The organism is Neorhizobium sp. SOG26, assembly GCF_003491345.1.
In the GTDB taxonomy this organism is placed as follows: Bacteria; Pseudomonadota; Alphaproteobacteria; order Rhizobiales; family Rhizobiaceae; genus Neorhizobium; species Neorhizobium turbinariae.
Genome location: NZ_CP025513.1, coordinates 565463 through 587452, shown reverse-complemented (window position 1 = coordinate 587452; position 21990 = coordinate 565463). Strand labels below are relative to the sequence as shown.

The window sequence follows — 21990 nt, the reverse complement described above, 5'->3', positions numbered from 1 at the left end:
AGCAGCGACGCTGGTGGGTTAGGCTGGCGCTTAGTCGCAGGCGGCGACAGAACCGGCCTTGACGCCCTGGCAGGCTTCAGCTTTGCTGATCCAGCCAGCGTCGATCACGAGGTTGAGGTTGTCCCTCGTGATTGCAAGCGGCTTCAGGAAGACCGACTGCATCTGGACCTTGTTCGGACCACCGTCGAAGGTTTCGACCCCCTCGATCTCTGTCATCTTCTTGCCGCCGGCGAGCGCGAGCGCGATTTCGGCAGCGTTCTTGCCAAGCTCGCGGCTGTCCTTCCAGACGGAAACCGTCTGCGTGCCGAGTGCCACGCGGTTGAGCGCTGCCTTGTCGGCGTCCTGTCCGGAAACCGGAACCGAACCAGCGAGGCCCTGGGCGTCGAGTGCCGCAATCGCACCACCAGCCGTACCGTCGTTGGATGCCACGACCGCGTCGATCTTGTTGTTGTTCTTGGTGAGGAACTGCTCCATGTTCTTCTGAGCGTTCTCAGGCTTCCAGCCGTCGGTGTAGGCTTCGCCGACATTTTTGATCTTGCCGGAGTCGATGGCTTCTTTCAGGACTTCCATCTGGCCCGAGAACAGGAAGTCGGCATTGGGGTCCGATGACGAGCCCTTGATGAAGACGTAGTTGCCTTCCGGCTTGACCTTGTAGACACCCTGCGCCTGCAGGCGGCCCACTTCCTTGTTGTCGAAGGTGATGTAGAAGGCGGCCGGATTTTCGATCAAGCGGTCGTAACCGACCACCGGGATGCCTTCCGCAGCCGCCTTCTCAACAGCCGGACCGATGGCGCTGGAATCCTGCGCCAGGATGATCAGCGCGTTTGCGCCCTGCGAGATAAGCGATTCAACGTCCGTCAGTTGCTTGGCAGCGGACGACTGGGCGTCAGCCGAAATGTACTTCGCGCCGGCGGCGTCAAGGGCCTTCTTGATCGCAGCTTCATCCGTCTTCCAGCGCTCTTCCTGGAAGTTTGACCAAGACACACCGACGACCGTGTCGGCTGCCATTGATGCCGTATGCATGGAAACAAGCATGGCCGCGCCGGCCATCAGCTTCACAAATGATCTCATAATGTCCTCCCGATTGACGGCGATGGGGCCTCAGCCTCCGCGCTCTCCCCCGCGCCAAGTTAGCTGTGAGAAGCTTTTTCTCGACAGTCGAGAAAATAAATGTCAGAGATTTATAACGCTGTCAATCAGGGCTTGTGGGGCACAATCCGGTGCCTTATCGAGATGGTGAATCGGAGGCACAGCAGGCAGGATGCTGGCGAAGTCTAGCACTGAGTTGGTTCGTCAGCAGAACAGCGCGCTGGTGCTATCGGCACTCCGTCGCCGTGGTCCGATTGCCCATACCGAGATCGCGGACGCGACAGGCCTCGCATCCGGGACCATCTCCGCCATCACCAATGAACTCGAAGCCGGCGGCATTATCGAGAAGATCGAACAACAGCCCCCAAGTGGCCGCGGGCGCCCGAGGGTGTTGTTCAGTCCGCGGCGCAGTTGCGGTTATGTCATCACCATCAGCATCTCGTCTGATGCCGTGCAGTACTCGCTGGTAGATTACGCCGGCACTTTGCTGGACCGCTTCAGCGAGCCGCGGGAGCAGGGTGGGCCGAGCGCCTTTGTTGCCTCCTTGTCGACAGCGATTAACAGGGTTCTGCAGCGTTCCCGCATCAGTGCCGACAACGTCATGCTTGTTTCGATCAGCAGCAAGGGCCTCGTGCATCGCACGGAGCCGGTGCTGACCTGGTCGCCTGTCTATGGATCTGATGCGATCGATTTCGCGCAAGCTCTGGCAAAGGATTGGTCGGCAAAGGTCATCCTCAACAACGAGACCCTGCTTGTCGCGAGTGCACTGCTGGAGCGCGAGACGCGGACGCCAGCGAGCGGCGGGGCTGCGGTTGCGGCGCTGTCGCTTGGCCATAGCATCGGGCTCGGCATTGGCCGCGCGGGCGCGACCGGTGGCCGGGAGGTCAGCGCTCCGAACTTTGGTCACATGTTGCACGTGCCGAATGGCGCCGTCTGCCGTTGTGGCTCAAGAGGCTGTGTCGAGGCCTATGCGGGGTTCTATGCAATCCTGCGGACGGCCTTCGAGGTGCCGATCGACACGGTGCCGGCGAAGTTCGTGCCGCTCAACGAGATCGACAAGATCGCGGGGCATGCTCGACAAGCCAACCGCAACGCCAAGTTCGCTTTCCGGCAGGCCGGCGTCGCGATCGGCAATGGCCTGTCGCGCTTGCTCAGCCTTCATGGACACATGCCGGTGGTGATCACCGGGCCCGGCGTTCGATATTACGATCTGCTTGAGGAGGGCCTGCGCGAGGGGTTGGCCGAAAGTCATTCGGTTCGGCTCGGCGGGATGCCTGAACTGAGGGTGATGACCGACGAGCAGTCGCTGCTGTTCGAGGGACACCTCAGCTACGCCTTCTCGCTTCTCGACCAAACCGTTTCCGGCTCGCGCGAACGTCGCAAGGCCGGATCTTTGTGAGACAATATTGCTTTCGAAAGGAGGAGGGCAGATGAACAGGCTCGCAGTGATCACGGGCGGGAGTACAGGAATAGGTCGCCGCCTCGTCAAGGCATTTGCATCATCGGGATATTCAGTGGCGTTCAGTTATCTCGCCACCGGCGCCGCTGCAGCCGATGTTGTTCACGAGGTGGAAGAAGAAGGTGGTCACGCGCTGGGGCTTGAATGTGATGTCGGCTTGGCCAAGGAAGTTAACGCCTTCTTCGAAAGGGTGACGTCCTGGTTCGGCGCCGCTCCCGATGTGCTTGTGAACAACGCCGGTGTGCAGACATGGTCTTCGCTGCTGGAACTCGATGAAGCGTCCTGGGACCGCGTCATCAGAACCAATCTCAAGGGCTGTTTCCTCAACACACAAGTGGCGGCCCGTTTGATGATCGCGGAAAACAAGAGAGGGGCGATCGTCAATATCGGCTCTGGATGCAACAAGCTGGCGTTTCCGAAGCTTGTTGACTACACCGCGTCCAAAGGCGGGATCGAGCAGTTCACAAAGGTCTCCGCCGCCGAACTTGGTCCCTACGGCATCACCGTCAATTGCATCGCGCCGGGCGCGATCGTTACCGAACGCACTCTGGAGGAAGCGCCCGACTATCCGCAGACCTGGAGTGCGATTACTCCACTCCGTCGCGTCGGCACGCCAGAAGATATCGCAGGACCTGTTCTGTTTCTGGCAACCCCCGCTGCGTCCTTCATCACCGGACAGACGATCTGGGTGGATGGCGGCCTGTTCACTCAGGCGCCGTGGCCGTACTAGAGCCCGACGACGGACGGGAAGGTAAAAAAAAGGGCTCACGGTTGCCCGGAGCCCATAAAGTGTGAAGGTTAAAGAACCTCCAGAGGGGAACAGCAGATAGCGGCACTGGGAGGAAACCGCTGATGTGCATCTGCTGAGGGCCTTGTGCTCCTTTTTTGACCAGAAGGAAAACATTTATTGTGCAGTGCAGCTATGTGACCTGCGCATTGCTCGACCCGCGCGTGCCGGTGCCGAAGTAAGTTGCACCCGGCGTTGAACCCGCTACATTGAAACCGGCTAATGAACCAGCTTGGGAGGAGCATTTCATGAGACGGATGTGGCCGGAGGAGTTCAACTTCATACTGGATCATGCTGAAGAGGTGACGATCGATGTTCCTCACGCTCCCGAAGCGAGTGGTTCAGCCAACCCGGTAACGCGGCGACAGGCGCTCAGGGTGCGGTTGCTCCAGCAGGATTACGAGCGGATCTGGCCCCTGGCTGATACACGCTTTAGGCTTGGAGGCAGGTTTGCCGGCAAGGCAATCACCATGATCGTCAACAACCCGCTTTATCATCAGTGGCATCCGGCAGACGATGAATCAAAGGGCGAAACCGCAGATCCGGTCAAGCTGCCGGTGACCAAGCATGTGGTGGTGCATTTCCTTCTGGATGATGTGCGGGAAGCCGCTCCGGCCTGACGAAAAGGCTTACTTCATCATCCAGTCCTTGAAGCGTGCATGCGCGAGCGCGGCGGATGCGACGATCGGCGTGAAGGCGTGGAAGGGTAGCGGTCGGGCTTTGACTGTGGGAACGGGAAGTGTTTCGAGCGGCTCGCCGAGTGCGGCGCGCGCCAGGACACGACCGAGCTGTGCCGTCATCGCGATGCCCCGGCCGTTGCAGCCGATGCCGCCGAAGAAGCCAGGACCAAACTCGTGGAGGCGCGGCAGGAAGTCCGGCGTCATGGCTGCCACGCCGGTCCAGACGATTTCCACGCCCGGATGCTGTTCCAGTCTCAGTTCGGATACCAGGCGATCCACCACCGCCTTCCCAATCCGCTTGAAGGCACCGACTGGAATAACGGCCATGCCGCCGCTGATCAGCCGGTTGTCGCGGTCCAGGCGATAGGTGAACAGGTTGGAGCGTGTGTCACCAACGGGGCGGCGGTTTGGCGAGATGCGCTCGACCGTCTCGCGCGGCAGCGGACGCGTTGCGACCTGGTAAACGCGCAGGGGCACAGTCGTGCGACCGAGCCGACCCGCGGCACCGGTCGTAAATGCGTTGGTGCAAAGAAGGACCGCACCAGCCTGGATGACGCCGCCGGTGAAGATGACTGTCCAGCCGCCACTGGTTTGACGAACATCTCGCACCTCGGCGCCTTCGCGGATCACACCGCCGTGGCGCTTCACCGCCCGGGCGAGGCCCATCGCATAGTTCAACGGATGGATGGTGCCGCCCGACTCATCCAGAAGTCCTCCGGAGTAGATCGACAAGCTGGTTTGCTGCTCGACTTCCTGGGGCGATAGAAACCTGACAGGGCGACCGAGAGCCTGCCAGTCCGCCGTACGTTTGCGCAGGAGATCGGCCGTTGCCGTGCCATAGGCCGGCTGCAGCCAGCCGACTTGGTTGGCGTCGCAGGATATCTGCTCTTCGCGGATGGTGGAGAACACGGCGTCCGCCCCCTCGCCAACCAGCCTCAGAAGCGCATCCGCCTTGTTGCGGGGCAGCTTCTGGTAGACTGTTGCCGGATCCGCCTTTGCGAAGTTCGGAACGACGAAACCGGCGTTCACGCCCGTCGCACCCGCGCCAATATAACTCGCCTCAAGCACCACTACAGTCTTGCCGCTCTTGGCGATTTCACGTGCGGCGGTAAGTCCGGTAAAGCCGGCGCCGATGATGACGACATCCGCCGTTGTCGGAATGGAAGCGGATTCAAGAGCCGGTGCCGGATTGGCAGTCAGGGTCCAAAGCGTCTTCTGTCGGTGAGCTTGCATCGAAATATCCTTCACGCGCCAACACGCGATACGTCAATCCCAGACATAGCTGAGCGAGATCTTTTGATCAAATGGAACTTTGTGAGAGGGTGGGGGAGGTTGTCTTGTGATGTAAGGGACCAGGACGGGTCCGTTTGTCCAAAATTAAGTCCAGGTTGGCAAAGAGCGCGTGAGGCCGCAAATCTCTGGTTATCTTCTGTCGTCGACTCTAGACAAGCGAAGCCGCAACGGCATTATGCGCCGTCAGGGACGGAGAGCAGATGCCTTATTATCTTGTGACGCAGACCTCGCTTGTGGAGGCAAATGATGAGGTGGCTGCGGCACGGCAGGTGGCTGACACTTTGCAGAATGCGCGCAGCATCAACTTCACGGTGAAGTTCGACGAGAGCTCGGTTCATCAGATCAAGGTAAATAGGCCGAAACCGGCGAAGCCTGTTACTCCCGATCTCCCCGCGGAGGAACTGAAGGCTCCCTTGGTTGCGGCCAAGGAGGCTGAGACTTCAGGCGCAGTCGATCCCGGTCAACGCAGCGCTCCGGAATCGCCATTATATGTGGTGGGTGGAGCGCTGTTTGTGTCGGGCCTGGTTGTCGGGCTGTTTGCTCACATGCTCGTCTCGTGAGGTGGGCGCGGCAGTGACCTGCAGGCGCCGCGCCGCGAGAGCTTTAGCGGTGCGTCAAGCCTTATATTTCTGCACCGCTCCGGGCAACTTGCTCCAGTCGGCATACCAGGTATCGAAGAGCTTCAACTGCGCTTCGACATAGCCGCGCTGACTGTCGCTCAGGACATCCGTCTCGACAAAGTTGAGGGCGTATTCCGGGTTACCCTTCAGCACCATCATGTGCTTGAAGTAGAGAACTAGATCCGGACCTTCATCGAAGGAGGACAGCACACCGAGTGCTTCTTCTAACTCCTTTGCCCGCAGCCGTGCATCGGCATCGCCGCCGGCAGCGCCCTTCGCCAGGTTGCAGAGGTGCAGCACTTCCTTTGGCAGCACGTTGCCGATGCCGGTGATGGCACCGGTAGCCCCGCAATTGACATAGCCGTGATAGACTGCGGTATCGACGCCGATCATCAGGCTGACGTCATCGTCCCGGCTGGTGATGTGTTCGGCCGCATAACGCATGTCTGCCGGTCCGCCGAATTCCTTGAAACCTACGAGGTTCGGGTGCTCCGCCCGAAGCGCAAAGAAAAGGTCAGCGCGGGTGGCAAAGCCGTAATACGGACTGTTGTAGATGACGGCGGGCAGATCGGGCGCTGCGGAAAGGATCGCTTTGAAATGGGCCTTTTGTGCCGAAATGACGGAGCCGCGCGACAGAACGCGGGGAATGACCATCAAGCCTTGTGCGCCAACTTTTTGGGCGTGTGCTGCGAGTGCCACTGCGGAGGCCGAGTTGATGGCGCCGGTGCCCACGATGACGGGGATGCGGGCCTGGCCCAGCCGCTCTACGCCCTCCATGCGCTGCGCATCAGTCAGGAGCGGCCAGTCCCCCATTGAGCCGCAATAAACGACGGCCGACATGCCGGCTGCGATGAGTTCCTTGGCCTTGGTGACGAGCGCGTCGAAGTCCGGCTTCCGATCGGCAGTGCAGGGCGTCATCAGCGCCGGAACAACTCCTGAAAAGATACTTGCTTTCATCTCTCGTCCTCAAGCTTAAGCGTTGTCATTGCGGCAGTAGACGTATAATGTAGATTTTATACATTTTGGGAGTCAAGCGGTTTCTGGCGCTTTGGAAGTTGGAAGATGGTGACGAAACTGAAGCACAAGACGTTGTCCGGGGCGCTTCTGGATGAGATCCGCCAAGCCATCCTGTCCGGGCAATACGCCAGCGGGTCGCAGCTGAGGCAGGATGCGCTTGCAGAGGCTTATGGCGTGAGCCGCATCCCGGTGCGTGAAGTGCTTTTGCAACTCGAGGCCGAGGGGTTGGTCAAGATCCTGCCGCAGCGGGGAGCGGTGGTCTCGGAGATTTCGCGCGAGGATATCGATGACGTCTTCGATCTCCGCATGATTCTCGAGCCGCGTCTGCTGCTGGCGTCTGCTCCGCTTCTCGATGAAGCTGATCTTTCCGCGCTTGATGTGCGCCAAGACAATTACGTCAAGGCAATTGCAACGGGGCAAAGGGACAATTACGGCCGCCTGAATGCCGAACTGCATATGGCGATTTACCATCGCGCAACGATGCCGAAGAGCCAGCAGATTGTCGCGTCCCTGCTGCAGACCAGCGACCGTTATACCCGCCTCCAGCTATCAAGCCAGGCGGCCATGGAAAAGGCGATGTCAGAACATGCTGAGATGATCCGCCTGATCAAGGCCCGCCGTTCCGATGAGGCAGCGGAACTTCTTAAACTTCATATTGGGTCCGTCAGGACGGACCTACTGAAGGTGCTCAATGGTAGCTGAGGCACGTTGTGCCTCAGCGCAAGCAGCCCGCTAGATCAGGCGGACTTCTGCTTGAGCGCCGTCACCTCAAGCTCGACCTTCATTTCTTCCATGGCAAAGCCGCAGACGATGGTCGTGTTGGTGGGGCGCGGGTCGGAGAAGGTCTCGCCAAGCACCTTGGAGACCGCCATCACATCTTCGCGGCTGGCGACATAGACGCGAACGCGCACGATATCCGAAAGTGACGAGCCAGCCTTCTCAAGCGTCGCTGCGATCGTCTTCAGACATTGGCGGGTCTGCTCGGCAGGATCGCTCGAGATCGTGCCGCCGCCTGCAAAATCATATCCGGCGGTGCCTGACACGAACACCCACGGGTCCTCCACGACGGCCCGGGAGTACCCGGCCATTTCCTCGAACCTAGAACCGGAGCTGATCGTCCACCGCGTTTTATCCGACATTTTTTCTCCATGCATCTTGTTTGATCAAAAGATCAGCTTTAGTGTCTGCAGTCAAGGAACATAAAAAGAGGAACAGTATGAGCATTGACGCCTTGTCGCCTGGCGGCAAGAGGAGATCCGGTCGCCTCGACATCCGAAATGCAGTGCGAAGCTTCAACGCCGTGCGCGCTGTAGATGGTGTAAGCTTCAGCGTCGAACCGGGCAAGATAACCGGCCTTATCGGCCCCAATGGCGCGGGCAAGACGACGCTGTTCAACGCTGTCGCCGGTGAGCTTGGTGTTGACAGTGGCGAGATCCGTCTGGACGACCAACGGATCGACGGCCTTCCGCCGCACAAGGTATTCTCAAAAGGCCTTGCGCGCACATTTCAGATCCCGCGCCCGTTCGGCGGCATGACCGTACTTGAGAACGTCATGCTCGTTCCCTCAGCCCAGCTTGGCGAACGCTTCTGGAATACTTGGCTGCGCCCCGGCGCTGTTGCCAGGGAAGAGAGGAAGAACCTTGAGAAGGCGCGCGCCATCATCGAATTCTGCGGTCTGACCAAGGTTGAGCGGCAGCTTGCGGGTGCCATTTCTGGCGGCCAGCAGAAGCTTGTGGAGCTCGCCCGCGCGCTGATGGCGGATCCGGCGATCATCCTGCTCGACGAGCCTGGCGCTGGTGTCAATCCCGCGCTTCTCGACACGATCGTGGATCGCATCGTCGAGCTCAATCAGAGGGGCATGACCTTTCTGGTCATCGAACACAACATGGATTTCATCATGTCCTTGTGTGACAAGGTCGTGGTCATGGCGGCAGGCAAGGTCATCGCCGAGGGCCTGCCGGAAGACGTCCGCGCCGACAAGACGGTTGTCGAAGCCTATCTGGGAGGTGCAGCCGCATGACGACCGCGCTTCTACAAGTCTCTGACATCACCGCAGGCTATCGCCCGGACCTCCCGATCCTTCACGGTGTCTCCGTCTCCGTATCGGAAGCCGAAATGGTGACCATCATCGGTCCGAACGGCGCGGGTAAATCCACGCTCGTGAAGGCAATCGCCGGGCTCGTGCCAATCTCGTCCGGTACGGTCAGTGTTGCCGGGTCGAACGTCACGAACCTGCTGACCCACAAGTTGGCGACCGCTTCGATCGCCTACGTGCCACAGACGGCAAACGTCTTCACAACGCTGACGATCGACGAGAACCTGAAGCTTGGGGCTTCAACGCTTTCCAAGGCGGAAGGTGCGCGGCGCATCGCCATGGCCTACGACAATTTTCCGGTGCTCCAGAAGTACCGTAGCCACAAGGCCAAGGTGCTGTCTGGCGGACAAAGGCAGACGCTCGCCGTGGCGCGTGCGCTGCTGACCGAGCCTCGACTTTTGATGCTGGACGAACCGAGCGCTGGCCTTTCTCCGCTGATGGTGAGCGAAGTGTTCGAGCGCCTAAAGTCTCTTGTTTCCACCGGAGTTGCTATTCTGATGGTCGAACAAAACGTCAAGGCGGCGCTCGCCATCTCCGACCGCACCTATGTGCTGGCCGAAGGTCGTAACCGTATCGACGGACCATCATCCGAACTTGCAGGCGACAGCCAGGTCGCCACCATCTATCTCGGCGCTGGGGGGCGTAAACGTTAATGCTGCAGGCTCTCGCAGACGGTATCCTTACCGGATCGATCATCGCGCTTGGCGCAATCGGTCTCACGCTCACCATGGGCATTCTCCGCTTCGCAAATTTCGCGCATGCGGAACTAATCACCTGGGGCGCCTACATGGCGCTCGGCGTCCTCGCCATCACTGGGGTCTTCGCCGGCCCGATCGGGCCCTTCTCCTTCGGTCTCCCGCTGATCCTGGCGACGCTTGTTGCCGCGGTCCTGACCGCAGCGCTGGCGTTGGTCGTAGACTACCTCGTGTTCCGGCCGCTCCGCAGCCACACCAACCACATGACCGTAGTGTTCTCCTCATTCGGTGTGTCCCTGCTGGTGCGCATGGTGATCCTGCTGATCTTCGGCGGCAGCGCTGAATATTATTCGGATGAGTTGCAGATTGCCGTTCGGCTGATGCCCGGGCTGCGCGTCATGCCGGACCACCTCTTCACGCTCGGCCTGACGCTGGTAATCGTGATCGCGCTGCATTTCTTCCTGCAGAGGACGCGGCTTGGTCTCTCCATGCGTGCTCTGGCGGAGAACCCTGACCTGGTCCGGATCAACGGTATCGATACCCGCACGGTCGTGCGCTGGACCTGGATCATTGGCGCCGCTCTCGCCGCCGTTGCCGGCGTTCTCTACGGCATGACTGTTCAGCTTCGTCCGGAAATCGGCTTCCAACTGCTCCTGCCGCTGTTTGCCGCCGCGATCCTTGGTGGCGTCGGCAATGTCTTCGGTGCCGTCGTCGGCGGACTGATTGTCGGCCTGGCGGAGTCGTTCTCGGTTCTCTTCATCCCGGCTGGTTACAAGATGGCGGTTCCTTTCATCATCCTGCTGGCGGTTCTTTATGTTCGGCCGAGCGGTCTGTTTGGCGGAATGCGCGGAGGTGCGAAATGAGCGGTTACATCGCTTACCTGGTTTTCTTTCTCATCGTCGCGCTGACCTATTCGATCGTCGTGATGGGGTTGAACCTGCAATGGGGCTTCACCGGCCTCTTCAACGCCGGTGTTGTAGGCTTCTTCGCGATTGGCGCTTACGGTACGGCAGTGCTCACAGGGCCCGACCGTGCTGAACTCATCGGCGGCTTTGGGCTACCGTTCCCTGTCGGCGTCATCGGCGGCATGATCCTGTCAACACTGGCGGCTCTTGTCGTCGGTCTCGCGACATTGAGATTGCGCGAGGAATATCTGGCGATCTCGACGTTCGGCATCGCGATCAGCATCCAGCTGGTGGCGCTCAACTTCGACACCCTGACAGGCGGCGCGCAGGGTCTCACCGGCATCCCGCGACCGCTGTTTGCAACCTTCGGATCTCCGGGCGCCTATAACCTCTTCTACCTTGGCCTCGTCGCCACCGTTGCCGCCGTTGTTTACTTCGGGCTTCAGGCAGCACTGCATTCTCCATGGGGCCGGCTGCTGAAGGCAATCCGCGAAGATGAAACAGCCGCGGCGTCGCTTGGCAAGAACCCGGCGATGGTCCGCCTGCAGGCCTTCGTCCTCGGCTCTACCCTGATGGGGCTCGCTGGTGGTCTTTACGTCGGCTTCATCGGTTATGTCAGCCCGATGGACTTCCTGCCGATCCTGACCTTCCAGATCTGGGCGATGCTGATTGTCGGAGGCAGCGGCAACAACCGCGGCGCGATTGTCGGAGCCGTCGGTGTCTGGGCGCTCTGGACCATGAGCGGCTTTGCAATCAGCCGACTGCTGCCGGTGGAGTACCAGAGCCAGGGGGGCGCGATCCAGGTCATCATCATCGGCCTGCTGATCGTGCTGACACTGCTCTTCCGTCCGCGCGGTCTGATTGGGGAAGCCCAGTCAGTCTCCCGGCACGTGTCCTGACACGTGCCACCGGTCGGCCCGCAGACGCAGCCCTTCTTTCCCTCAGAGACAACTGCCCTGCGCCGACCCTCAACCTTCAAGAAGAATACCAGCATCATCAACCGCTTTATAAAAGCAAGGGAACAGCAACCATGAAGAAAATGCTTCTATCGAGTGTCTTCGGTCTCGGCCTGATGGCAGGCGCCATGCCGGCCGCTGCCCAAACCGCTTCCTGCGAAATCCCCGTCGGCGCCGTGCTGTCGATCACCGGCTCGATCGCCGCCATCGGCAAGGCCATCGGCGACGCCGGCCAGCTCGCCGTTGACCAGTTCAACGAAGCCGGCGGTGTTGCTGGCTGCACCGCCAAATACGTTCTTCGCGACGACCAGGGTTCGCCGAACGTTGGCGTCGACGCAGCCAAGACGTTGGTTGAAATCGAGAAGGCGCCGATCGTTCTCGGTGCCATCCAGTCGGGTGTGACGATGCCGATCCTGACCTCGGTGACGGTGCCGGGCAAGGTCGTGCAAATCTCCTGCTGCTCGTCGGCTCCGAGCTTCACCCAGCTTGCCCAGGAAGGCGGCACCGACGGCTATTGGTTCCGCACGCTGCCTACCGACCGTCCGCAGGGCGTGGTAATGGCCAACATCGCGAAGGCCAAGGATTACAAGAAGATCGCCGTGATCTACGTTAACTCTGACTATGGCGTTTCCCTTGCACGTTCGTTCAAGGCCTCGTTTGAGAAGCTCGGCGGCACCGTCACCAGCATGACGGCGTACAACCAGGAACAGGCTTCCTACCGCGCCGAAGTCAACTCCGCCATGCAGGGTGATCCGGACTCACTCTTCCTCATTGCATTCCCGGCTGACGGTGCAACGGCGCTGCGCGAATGGATCTCCTTCGGTGGCACGCAGAACCTGCTGCTCAGCAACGCGCTACGTGCCGACGAATTTGTTAAGTCGGTTGGTGCGAAGTTCCTGACCAATGCGGTTGGTATCGACAACGCCCAGACCGAAGGTCCTTCGGTTGAAGCCTTCAACAAGGCTTGGGAGGCGAAGTTCGGCCAGGCTCCGAACGGCCCAGGCCTGCACACGATGTATGACGCCGCAGCCGTCGCGCTGCTCGCCATGGAAAAGGCTGGCAAGCCGGATGGCACTGCGATCCGCGACAACATCCGCGAGATCACGCAGGGCGATGGCGAAGTGATCTATCCGGGTCCGGAAGGTTTCAAGAAGGCCAAGGAACTGATCAAGGCCGGCAAGCCGATCCGCTACGAAGGTGCAACCGGCCCGATCTCGTTCGACGCGAACGGCGACGTGACCGGCCCTTACCTCATCTGGGGCGTTGCGGATGGCAAGCTGACCACCGTCGAGACGTGGGACAAGATGCGCGTCGCGGACGCGATCGCAGAACTCGACAAGTGAAACTCTTCCGGGCGCGGCGGTAATTGCCGCCGCGCCAGTTCCCTCAAGCGAGAAGTCCCATCTGACGGCGGACCGATCGATTGAGTTCGTTTTCCGGCTCTGCCAGTGCCTCGGTGAGTACGGTTATGTGATTGGTTCGAGGCGCTATCTCTAGCGAAACCGGGTATTTCTCCTGATGGCAGTGGCGAGCGAACAATTCGGACTGACGGTGGAACTCCTCCGTTTCGTCGCCGCCCAAGGTGACGATCATCGGTGCTGCCAGATCATATGGGCGGCGCAGCGGGCTGAAGGCAGAGACTTCTTCGGGCGTCAGGCTCAGGAAGTCATCCTGGAAAGATCGGGTGACCGGCTCGATGTCGTATATTCCGCTGACTGCAGTGACACCCTTGATGGCGTCTTCGGCAAGGCCCGACCGGAGCAACAGCGGACGATCGGCGAGTTCGGCGACAAGATGGCCGCCGGCCGAGTTGCCGGAAATGAAGATGCGGGACGGGTCGCCGCCGTAGTTTGCACAGTTGGCGTGCGTCCAGACCAGCGCTTGGCGGCAAGCCTCCACCAGTTCAGACAGCCGGGTTTGCGGCATCAGCGGGTAATCGATCACAACCAGCATCGCGCCGAACGGCACGAAGCCTCGTGCCAGGAAGCTGAAGAGATCCGCGTCGAGCGAACGCCAGAATCCGCCGTGGATGAAGAATTGAACCGGCGCAGGATCATCGGCGCCCTCGGCGGGGAAGATGTTGAGGGTCCGTCCGGGGCCATCACCATAGGGGAGCTTCCGGTGAACAGCAAAACGAGCAAGCGCAGCATCCGCCGCCGCCTGTCGTTGTTCGAAAACGGTCTCCAGATTGGAAACACTGTCGAGGCTGAATTGGGCATCCATATCACGAAGCATTGAATTCTCCTGGCTTTTCGCCAACCAATCATACGCGATGCGCAATATTGATCAAATGCTCAAGATGCAGTCGCAGCAATAAAAAACAGATGAGGAACCCTTATGGTCCGTTTAGCACGCCGCATCACCCAGACATCGAAAAAGAGCTTCGGCATGTATGCCAAGGCCGCCGCCATGGCGGGGGAGGGGCGTGACCTCATCCATCTTGAGCTGGGCCGGCCATTCCACGACACACCGGACCATATCAAAGAAGCGACCATTGCAGCGCTTCGCCGGGGCGAAGTGCATTACAGCGATCTGCAGGGCCTGCCGCAACTGCGCGAAGCTCTAGCTGCCAAGCTCCGTGACTATAATGGCATGGACGTCACGGCGGGCGAAATCATCGTCACCAACGGCCTGACGCAGGCGTCGTTCGCCGCTTTCATGGCGCTCATCGACGACGGTGATGAGGCGATCCTTCTTGAACCATACTACCCCCAGCATCTGGGCAAGATCGAGATGGCGGGCGGCAAGGCCGTGATTGCGCCGCTCGACAAGGAAAGCGGCTTCCAGATCCGCAAGGACTTGATCGAGGCTCGCATCACGCCTGCAACGCGCATGATTGTGCTCGTGAACCCAGTCAACCCGACGGGTCGTGTCTATTCACGCGACGAACTGCAGATTGTTGCAGATCTCGCGATCAAGCATGATCTCGTCGTGCTCTCCGACGAGGTGTATGAGCACATTCTTTTCGATGGTGCAGAACATGTCAGCATCGCGTCGCTGCCGGGCATGAAAGAGCGCACGGTCAGCATGTACGCCTTCACCAAGGCCTACGCGATGGATGGGTGGCGCCTTGGCTACATTGCCGCGGACGCGAGCCTGATCCCCGGTCTGCTGAAGGTGACCGCGACGGAGGTCACGCACGTCAATACCTTCATCCAGCATGGTGCGCTTGCTGCGGTCACCGGGCCTGCCTCGACGCTCGAGTACATGGTCAACGATGACCTGAAGAAGCGCGATCTTGTGGTGTCGCGCCTCAACCAGATGCCGGGCGTCACCTGCGCGCGGCCTGAGGGCACGATCTATGCGTTCCCTGACATCAGTGGCACCGGCTTGAAGTCGCAAGAAGCGGCAGACCTCATTCTTGAAAAAACCGGGGTGGTCGTCGAGGCTGGCAGCTTCTACGGCAACCTCGGCGAAGGCCATCTCCGCGTCTGCTTCGGCTCGGAAAGCATCGAGCGGATCGACGAGGCGATGACACGCCTGTCGTCCTTCTTCAATCAGTTGTAACCGGGTTCGTTCCCTGCTCACCGCGGACATCGATCACTGCCGGAGGGGCTGAAACCTCCTTCGGCCGTTTTATTATGCTTGGTAGAGTCGGCGGATTATGACGGCAGGATCAGGCTGTCTTTACTTTCGCAAGCGGCGGGGTCTTAACTTCCTTCGACAGGTCGAGATCGAAATGGCAGCGGAACATGCCGCCCTCTGGCGTAGCTTTTCGAGGCGGTGCTGCCGTGCGGCACACATCTTGTGCGAACGGACAGCGCGTATGGAAGCGACAGCCGGCCGGCGGGAAGGCCGGATTGGGTAGTTCGCCGGCGATCGGGTGCAAGGACCGATCGCTCGTATCCATGTTCGGGGCAGCGTCGATCAGAAGTCGCGTGTAGGGGTGTTTCGGCTTGCGAAAAAGCTGTTCGGCCGATGCCTCCTCGACAAGTTCGCCGAGATACATGACGCCGATGCGATCGGCCATGATCCGCACGACCGAGAGGTTATGCGTGATGAACAGGCTCGTCAGGCCGAGGTTCTTTTGCAGGTCGCGCAACAGGTTCAAGATCTGGGCCTGAACCGAGACGTCCAGCGCGGATGTCGGTTCATCGAGGATCAAGAACTGCGGTTCGCCGGCCAGTGCGCGCGCAATGCTGATACGCTGGCGTTGCCCACCTGAAAACTCCTGCGGATACTTTTCCGCATCCGTCGGAGAGAGACCCACTTGCACCAGTAGTTCGTCAACCCGGGCGCGAATTGCTGCCCTGCCACGGCGCAGCCTGTGGACCTTGATCGGCTCGGCGATGATGTCTTCGATCGTCCAGCGGCCGTTAAGGGACGAGTATGGATCCTGGAAGATCATCTGCAGACGCGGCGTCTTTCCTGCCGGGTCCTTGCGAAAGACGATGTCGCCTTGCGTCGGCGCCATCAGCCCCGAGACGAGCCGGGCCAGCGTCGATTTTCCGCAGCCGCTTTCTCCAACCAGACCGACGGTTTCGCCCTCGGAAATCACCAGGCTGACATCGCTCACGGCCTTGGTGCCGCCCTCTTCCATCTTCCGGATCCGTTCGATCAGGCTCTGGTTGCGGCGGTAGACCTTACTGACATGGTCAAGAACTAGGAATGGGGTCTGGCTGGTCATGCCACGTCCCTTTCCAAAGGATGAAAACAGGAGAAAGCAGAGCTTTCCTGCGTCACGAGCGGCGGCACGACCGATCGGCAGTCAGACTGCGCGCGGGAACATCTGGGGTTGAAGGCGCAGCCGGGTGGAACGGCACCCAGCCCCGGCATCGCTCCAGGGATCTGGTCCAGTTGCACGCCACCATCAGCTGTCGGCATAGGCGTCGCGCGGATGAGCCCGCGCGTATAAGGATGACTTGGATTGGCAAACAGTTCAGCGACCGGGCTGATCTCCGCAACGCGCCCCGCGTAGAGCACAGCGACCCGGTCCGCCATCTTCGCGATGACTCCCAAATCATGCGTAATCAGCATCATGCTGACCTCGCTCTCCCGATGCAGGTCGCGCATCAACTGCAGGATATGCGCCTGGACCGATACGTCCAATGCCGTTGTCGGTTCGTCGGCAATCACAAGCGAGGGGTTGGCGCAAAGCGCCAGCGCGATGACGATGCGTTGCCTCATTCCGCCGGAAAGCTGGTGCGGGTAACGCTTGAACTGGACGTCGGGGTTCGGCAAGCCAACGCGGGCGATCCAGTCGAGGGCACGGCGTTTGGTTTCGTTTCCGCCGAGCCTCAGGTGCGTCTCGATCGCGTCACAGAGCTGCCGGCCGATGGTTATGACCGGATTGAGGCTTGTCATCGGGTCCTGGAAGATGAAGCCGATCTTGCCGCCGCGCACGCGCCGCATTTCTTTTGGCGAAAGCTGGTCTAGCCGGTCGCCGTTCAGACTGATCGTGCCACCGGTGCGCTTCAACGGAGGAACGAGAAGATCGATGATCGCCGCTCCAGTGATCGACTTGCCGGCGCCGGATTCTCCAACCACGCCCAGGACTTCACCCGGGTTAACGGAGAACGAGACCTTGTCGAGGGCTGTGATCGGGCGACCGTCACGATTGATGGTGACGGTCAGATCGCGAACGTCAAGCAAAGGTGTTGTCATGAGCGGCCCCTGAGGCGCGGATTGTATACGTCCCGCAGATGGTCTCCGAGGATGTTGACCGAAACGACAAACAGGACGAGCACGAGGCAAGGCCAGACCGAAATCCACCATTCTCCGGACTGCAGAAAGTTGTTTCCGTTGCGGATCAAGGTGCCGAGCGAAGGCGTTGTGACGGGAATCCCGATACCGAGGAAGCTCAACGTCGCTTCGGTAATGATCGCGATGCCGAGGTTGATCGTGGCGATGACCAGCACCGGCGCCATCACGTTCGGCAGGATGTGCAGTGCGATGATGGAGAGATTGCTGCGGCCAGTAATGCGTGCCGCAGACACATAATCCTGGTCCCGCTCGATCATGACAGAAGATCGGATCGTGCGCGCATACTGCACCCAAAAGGCGATGCCGATCGATAGAACCACAATGGTGATGGCGGTCGTGACGTTGCGCTCCGCACCGAGAGCCGCACGCGCTGCGCCGTCGATGATCATGGCGAGGAGGAGTGCCGGATAGGCAAGCTGGACATCTGCCACACGCATGATGAACGCATCCACCTTGCCGCCAACGAATCCAGCAATGAGACCGAGTCCGCCGCCCAGCACGAGGCCGATCACCACCGACAAGATGCCGACGACGATCGAGGTGCGCATACCGTAGGCCATCGCCGTCAGTAGGTTCCGGCCCTGATCGTCCGTGCCTAGAGGGAAGTCGCTCATGCCTTCCTCCATCCACATCGGCGGGATGAAGGAGTCGAGCACTGACATGCCGGCAAACTCGAACGGGTTCTGGGAAAAGAGGGGCGTGACGAAGGCGTAAACGAACATCAGGAGAATGACGATTGCGCAAACCGTTGCACCGGGTGCGTAACATACGGCGTGAAAAAGCTTCGAGAGGCGGCTGCGGCGCGGCCGGACAGCTGACGGTGTGTTGACGACAGACGTCATGACTGCCTCCTTAGAACGCGGGCATCGACCACCGGATACAGCAGTTCCACAACCAGGTTGATGACCATGAAGACAACGCCGACGAAGATCAGGTAGATGGCGATGACGGGAATATCCGCCGCCTGGATCGACTGCAGGAAGAGCGAGCCGAGGCCCGGCCAGGCGAAGACGTTCTCGGTCACGACCGAGAAGGCGATGATATTGCCAAGCTGCAAACCGAGCATGGTAATCACCGGCAGGAGCGTGTTCTTGATGGCGTAGACATACCAGATCCGCGCCTCGGAAAGCCCGCGGGCGCGCGCAAAGCGAATATGCTCGCTTTGCCCAACCTCCATCAACTGCGTGCGCAACATGCGGATGATGAAGGCGACCTGGAAGGTAGAGAGCGTCGCTGCCGGCAGAAGGATCGCCCGCCAGCCGGAGACGGACAGGAGGCCGGTGCTCCAGAAGCCGATTTGCACCACGTCACCGCGCCCGAACGACGGCAGCAATCCGAGTTGAACCGAAAAAACTGCAATTAGCAGCAGGCCCACCACGAAGTTCGGCAGCGTGATCCCCGCCGTTGAGATCAGCATGATGAAGCGGCCGAAGTAGGAGTTCGGGTTAACCCCGCAATAGATGCCTGCCGGGACCCCAACCGCAATGGTGATCAGCAGGCTGACGAAGGCAAGTTCGATCGTTGCCGGCATGCGCTCGAGGATCAGCTGCGAAACAGGGTCCTGCGTTCGGTAAGACAGGCCGAAATCGCCCTGGAGCAGGTTGCCCAGGAAGTGCAGGAAACGCGCTAACAAAGGCTGGTCCAGGCCGAGCCTCGCCACCAGCTCCGCACGTTCGGTCACCGTCGCATCGGCAGACAGCAGCGCCGCCAATGGGTCGCCGATATTGGCGACCAGCAGGAAAGCGATGAAGCTGATCACCAGCAGGACGAAGGCGGTCTGGACGACCCGCGATGCGACGTAGTTCAGCATTCAGAACCTCAGCAGCAGGTATCACCAAGCTGGTGGAGGAAGGCGACGCATTTCTCGAGTTCGGAAATAGCCACAGATTCATCCGGCTGATGTGCATCGGCGATGTCGCCGGGACCGATTACAACCGAGGGAACGCCAGCGAGCTGGAAGATTCCGGCCTCGGTACCGTAGGGGACGTAGCGAGGCTCCTTGCGCCCGAGCAGTGCCAGAAGTTCCCGCGCAAGCGCCGGATCATCATTCGGCTTCAAGCCAGGGATGCGCGCCTGCACGTCGAATATGACGCCGCACTCTGGATTCACCGCCTTCATTGCCGGCTCTAGTTTTTCGAAAGCAAATCGTTTCATCCGCTCCAGCACGGCGTGATCGCTTTCGCCGGGCACAAGCCGCATCTCCCAGAAGAACTCGCAGCTCTCCGAAACGATGTTCCCGTGCAGGCCGCCCTTGATGAGGTTGACCTGGATAGTGGAATAAGGTGGATCGAGCCCTTCGAATGTCGGACCGTTGCGCATGTCTTCGCGGATGCGGTTGATCTCGGCGATCATGTCGCCGGCAGCCATCACCGCATTCACGTAACGATCCGGCTGCGAAGAATGACCTGGCTTGCCCTTGATCCGGCACCAGCCGATCATTCCGCCCTTGTGGGCAGCGATCATGTCCATGCTCGTGGCTTCGCCGATAACCGCCAGCCGCGGCTTCAGGTCGCTCTGCCCAACCCATTCCGCCATGGACCCCACGCCCGTGCAGCCAACTTCTTCATCATAGGAGAATGCGAGGTGGATGGGTTTGGTCAGCTTCTTGGCTGTGATACCCGGCAGGGCCGCCAGGCAGCAGGCGAGGAAGCCTTTCATGTCGGTCGCGCCACGGCCGATCAGCTTGTCGTTCTGCTCGCGAAGTGTCCAAGGATCACCCGTCCACGCCTGGCCTTCAGTCGGTACCACATCGGTATGTCCGCTGAAGATGATGCCGCCGGGTGCTTCTGGCCCAATCGAGACCAGGAGGTTGGCCTTGTCGCCTTCCGGGCTCAGGAAGCGTCGCGCGCGCCCGCCGTACCGGGCCGTCTGCTCCTCGACATAATCGAGGAGCTCCAGGTTCGACACAGCGCTGACGGTTGGGAAGGAGACGAGGCTTGCGAGCTGCTTGGTAACGTCTGCTGCAATCGTCATTACTTCACCGTGAAATAGCGCAGAGGGTAGGCAAGGTCAGCCGGCTGGACGACCGTGACGTTGTCTTTCACGCCCCATAGAATGTTCAACTGGTGGAGAGGGATGAAGGCTGCATCGGCCTTGATCAGCCTGAAAGCGTCCTTGATCAGGCCTGAGCGCTTCTCCTGGTCGGTTTCCTTGCCGATGGCATCGATAAGCTTGTCGACCTCCGGGTTGGAATAGCCACCGATGTTGAAGGCGCCGAGCCCGCTTTTTGGATCGCGCGTCGCTGCGATCGAGGTCAGGAAGATGTGGGCGTCATAAGTGTTCGGCGAATAGCCGAGCATGGCAAGGCTGGTATTGTATTCCGGCGGGTTGACCTGGGTTGCCCATTTCGCCGTTGGCTGAGCCCGCGGCTCAACCTTGATATTGATGCGCGCCAGAGACGCCGCCACCGCAAGACATGTCGCCTCGTCGTTCATGAAGCGGTCGTTGGTGCAGTCGAGCGTGACGGAGAAGCCGTCTTCGTAACCTGCTTCCTTCATCAAGGCCTTCGCCTTGTCGAGATCCGGCTTGACCGGGGCGCCCAGCGTTTCGTCAAAGCCGTTCACCTCCTTGCCGATTGGTAGGCCAACGGGGACAGAGAAGTTGCGCATGATGCGTTTCTGGATGGCACCGCTGTCCACAGCGATTTCCATCGCCTGGCGAACCTTCAGCTCCTTGAATGGATTCTTTGCCTTTTCGCTGCCGAAAATCAGGCTGTCACGCGCAACATCCGGCTGAATGTAGATGGTACGCAGGTCTGGCCCTGCCTTTACATGGAGCTTCGGATCCTTCTCGATACGGTCTGCATCTTGCGGAGGAACGCCATCGATCATGTCGACTTCGCCGGAGATCAGCGCGGAGACGCGAGTCGAGGGGTTGGCGATCACAAAGAAGGTGGCGTTGTCGATATTGCCCGTCTTCTTGTCCCACCAGTTTGGGTTGCTCGCGAAGACAGTTTTGACGCCAGGATCGCGTTCTTTGATGACATAAGGGCCGGTGCCCATCGCGTTGCGGTTCGCAAAGGTCTCGGTTGCGTTGTTGGCAGCGCCAGGCTGCACGGCATTATTCGCTTCGGCCCATTCCTTGTCCATGATGAACCAGTTCGTCAGTTGGTTCGGCAGGATGGGGTTCACAGCGCGTGTCGTGAAGCGGACCTTGAAGTCATCGACCTTTTCGACAGACGCAATTGAATTCAGGTTTGCCTTGATGCCGCCAGCCTGGCCGCGTGTGAGCGAAAATAGGACGTCATCGGCCGTGAAAGGATTGCCGTTCGAGAACTTCACGTCCTTGCGGAGGTTGAACTCCCAAGTTGTGTCGTCGATCTGCTTCCAGTCGGTTGCCAGCGCCGGCTCGAGCTTCTGCTCCGCATCGCGTCGCACGAGCGGCTCATACACATTGGCCAGGACCGCGAAGATCAGCGTGTTGGAGACCGCGTGCGGATCAAGCGTGTACGCGTCCAGCGGGCCGGCGAACTTGAAGTCGGCGGCATGCGCGGCGCTTCCCGCGAACGGCGCGGCGATCGCAGCCGTGAACACGCCGAGCATCAATTGACGTTTTAGTTTGGAAAAGAGCAGCGACATCATGATCTCCCAGCTGTCGGCAAGTGCACGAAAGCCGAATCCATGTTCCGGACCGGCGTGAACTGCCCTTCTTCAAGTGCAGTTCGAAGTTCCCTTTATGCGGTGCCTTCTTTG

At 60.1% G+C, this 21990-nt stretch carries 22 protein-coding genes; 11 read left to right on the top strand and 11 right to left on the bottom strand.

The window, feature by feature from the left end; translation table 11 throughout:
- Positions 1-30: 30 nt before the first annotated feature.
- Positions 31-1071: a D-xylose ABC transporter substrate-binding protein gene (gene xylF / locus CYG48_RS19340; RefSeq protein ID WP_118852167.1), complete on the bottom strand. Its 1041-nt coding sequence runs from the start codon at positions 1069-1071 to the stop codon at positions 31-33.
- A gap of 190 nt (positions 1072-1261) precedes the next feature.
- Between xylF and CYG48_RS19335 the strand changes: the two genes are divergently transcribed.
- The 3 genes from CYG48_RS19335 to CYG48_RS19325 all read left to right on the top strand — a co-directional run bounded on the left by CYG48_RS19335 (position 1262) and on the right by CYG48_RS19325 (position 3955).
- A complete protein-coding gene (locus CYG48_RS19335; protein ID WP_118852166.1) occupies positions 1262-2488 on the top strand; it encodes an ROK family transcriptional regulator in 1227 nt (408 codons plus the stop codon).
- Positions 2489-2519: 31 nt separating this feature from the next.
- Entirely contained in the window at positions 2520-3278 is a 759-nt protein-coding gene (locus CYG48_RS19330; RefSeq protein ID WP_118852165.1) for an SDR family NAD(P)-dependent oxidoreductase, read from the top strand.
- Between the two features lie 314 nt (positions 3279-3592).
- Positions 3593-3955, top strand: a complete 363-nt coding sequence (locus CYG48_RS19325) for a hypothetical protein (protein ID WP_199925367.1) — start codon at positions 3593-3595, stop codon at positions 3953-3955.
- Positions 3956-3964: 9 nt separating this feature from the next.
- Here the strand turns inward: CYG48_RS19325 and CYG48_RS19320 are convergent, their stop codons facing one another.
- On the bottom strand, positions 3965-5248 hold the full coding sequence (locus tag CYG48_RS19320) for an NAD(P)/FAD-dependent oxidoreductase (protein WP_118852163.1): 1284 nt from the start codon (positions 5246-5248) through the stop codon (positions 3965-3967).
- A gap of 260 nt (positions 5249-5508) precedes the next feature.
- Here CYG48_RS19320 and CYG48_RS19315 point away from each other — a divergent pair, with 260 nt between their 5' ends.
- On the top strand, positions 5509-5868 hold the full coding sequence (locus CYG48_RS19315) for a hypothetical protein (protein ID WP_118852162.1): 360 nt from the start codon (positions 5509-5511) through the stop codon (positions 5866-5868).
- Between the two features lie 54 nt (positions 5869-5922).
- On the opposite strand, the gene CYG48_RS19310 is transcribed toward CYG48_RS19315, so the two are convergent.
- The gene (locus CYG48_RS19310) at positions 5923-6885 is read right to left on the bottom strand and encodes a dihydrodipicolinate synthase family protein (protein WP_118852161.1); all 963 of its coding nucleotides are present in this window, start codon (positions 6883-6885) and stop codon (positions 5923-5925) included.
- A 105-nt stretch (positions 6886-6990) separates the two neighbouring features.
- Here CYG48_RS19310 and CYG48_RS19305 point away from each other — a divergent pair, with 105 nt between their 5' ends.
- Entirely contained in the window at positions 6991-7647 is a 657-nt protein-coding gene (locus tag CYG48_RS19305; RefSeq protein WP_118852160.1) for a GntR family transcriptional regulator, read from the top strand.
- A 35-nt stretch (positions 7648-7682) separates the two neighbouring features.
- On the opposite strand, the gene CYG48_RS19300 is transcribed toward CYG48_RS19305, so the two are convergent.
- Positions 7683-8084: a RidA family protein gene (locus CYG48_RS19300; protein ID WP_118852159.1), complete on the bottom strand. Its 402-nt coding sequence runs from the start codon at positions 8082-8084 to the stop codon at positions 7683-7685.
- Positions 8085-8161: 77 nt separating this feature from the next.
- On the opposite strand from CYG48_RS19300, the gene CYG48_RS19295 reads away from it, so the two are divergent.
- From CYG48_RS19295 to CYG48_RS19275, 5 genes are all read left to right on the top strand, one after another.
- A complete protein-coding gene (locus CYG48_RS19295; protein ID WP_118852158.1) occupies positions 8162-8965 on the top strand; it encodes an ABC transporter ATP-binding protein in 804 nt (267 codons plus the stop codon).
- Positions 8962-9693, top strand: a complete 732-nt coding sequence (locus CYG48_RS19290) for an ABC transporter ATP-binding protein (RefSeq protein WP_118852157.1) — start codon at positions 8962-8964, stop codon at positions 9691-9693. Before CYG48_RS19295 ends, CYG48_RS19290 begins: the two co-directional genes overlap by 4 nt.
- Positions 9693-10598, top strand: coding sequence for a branched-chain amino acid ABC transporter permease (locus CYG48_RS19285; RefSeq protein WP_118852156.1), 906 nt, complete (start codon positions 9693-9695; stop codon positions 10596-10598). The genes CYG48_RS19290 and CYG48_RS19285 overlap by 1 nt, the downstream gene beginning before the upstream one ends.
- Positions 10595-11539 carry a branched-chain amino acid ABC transporter permease gene (locus CYG48_RS19280; protein WP_118852155.1) on the top strand — a complete coding sequence of 315 codons (945 nt, stop codon included), beginning with the start codon at positions 10595-10597 and terminating at the stop codon, positions 11537-11539. The genes CYG48_RS19285 and CYG48_RS19280 overlap by 4 nt, the downstream gene beginning before the upstream one ends.
- A gap of 131 nt (positions 11540-11670) precedes the next feature.
- Positions 11671-12939, top strand: coding sequence for an ABC transporter substrate-binding protein (locus CYG48_RS19275; protein WP_118852154.1), 1269 nt, complete (start codon positions 11671-11673; stop codon positions 12937-12939).
- A gap of 43 nt (positions 12940-12982) precedes the next feature.
- On the opposite strand, the gene CYG48_RS19270 is transcribed toward CYG48_RS19275, so the two are convergent.
- On the bottom strand, positions 12983-13876 hold the full coding sequence (locus CYG48_RS19270) for an alpha/beta hydrolase (protein ID WP_150132738.1): 894 nt from the start codon (positions 13874-13876) through the stop codon (positions 12983-12985).
- 57 nt (positions 13877-13933) lie between these two features.
- Here CYG48_RS19270 and CYG48_RS19265 point away from each other — a divergent pair, with 57 nt between their 5' ends.
- The gene (locus CYG48_RS19265; RefSeq protein ID WP_118852152.1) at positions 13934-15103 is read left to right on the top strand and encodes a pyridoxal phosphate-dependent aminotransferase; all 1170 of its coding nucleotides are present in this window, start codon (positions 13934-13936) and stop codon (positions 15101-15103) included.
- 109 nt (positions 15104-15212) lie between these two features.
- On the opposite strand, the gene CYG48_RS19260 is transcribed toward CYG48_RS19265, so the two are convergent.
- The 6 genes from CYG48_RS19260 to CYG48_RS19235 are packed head-to-tail and all read right to left on the bottom strand — an operon-like array spanning position 15213 to position 21879.
- Positions 15213-16223 carry an ABC transporter ATP-binding protein gene (locus tag CYG48_RS19260; RefSeq protein ID WP_118852151.1) on the bottom strand — a complete coding sequence of 337 codons (1011 nt, stop codon included), beginning with the start codon at positions 16221-16223 and terminating at the stop codon, positions 15213-15215.
- Complete coding sequence (locus CYG48_RS19255; protein ID WP_118852150.1) at positions 16220-17200, bottom strand: ABC transporter ATP-binding protein; 981 nt, start codon at positions 17198-17200, stop codon at positions 16220-16222. Before CYG48_RS19255 ends, CYG48_RS19260 begins: the two co-directional genes overlap by 4 nt.
- Entirely contained in the window at positions 17197-18141 is a 945-nt protein-coding gene (locus CYG48_RS19250; RefSeq protein WP_118852149.1) for an ABC transporter permease, read from the bottom strand. The genes CYG48_RS19255 and CYG48_RS19250 overlap by 4 nt, the downstream gene beginning before the upstream one ends.
- Entirely contained in the window at positions 18138-19109 is a 972-nt protein-coding gene (locus CYG48_RS19245) for an ABC transporter permease (RefSeq protein WP_118852148.1), read from the bottom strand. Before CYG48_RS19245 ends, CYG48_RS19250 begins: the two co-directional genes overlap by 4 nt.
- A gap of 8 nt (positions 19110-19117) precedes the next feature.
- On the bottom strand, positions 19118-20272 hold the full coding sequence (gene argE / locus CYG48_RS19240; RefSeq protein WP_118852147.1) for an acetylornithine deacetylase: 1155 nt from the start codon (positions 20270-20272) through the stop codon (positions 19118-19120).
- Positions 20272-21879, bottom strand: a complete 1608-nt coding sequence (locus tag CYG48_RS19235; protein ID WP_118852146.1) for an ABC transporter substrate-binding protein — start codon at positions 21877-21879, stop codon at positions 20272-20274. The genes argE and CYG48_RS19235 overlap by 1 nt, the downstream gene beginning before the upstream one ends.
- Positions 21880-21990: the final 111 nt, after the last annotated feature.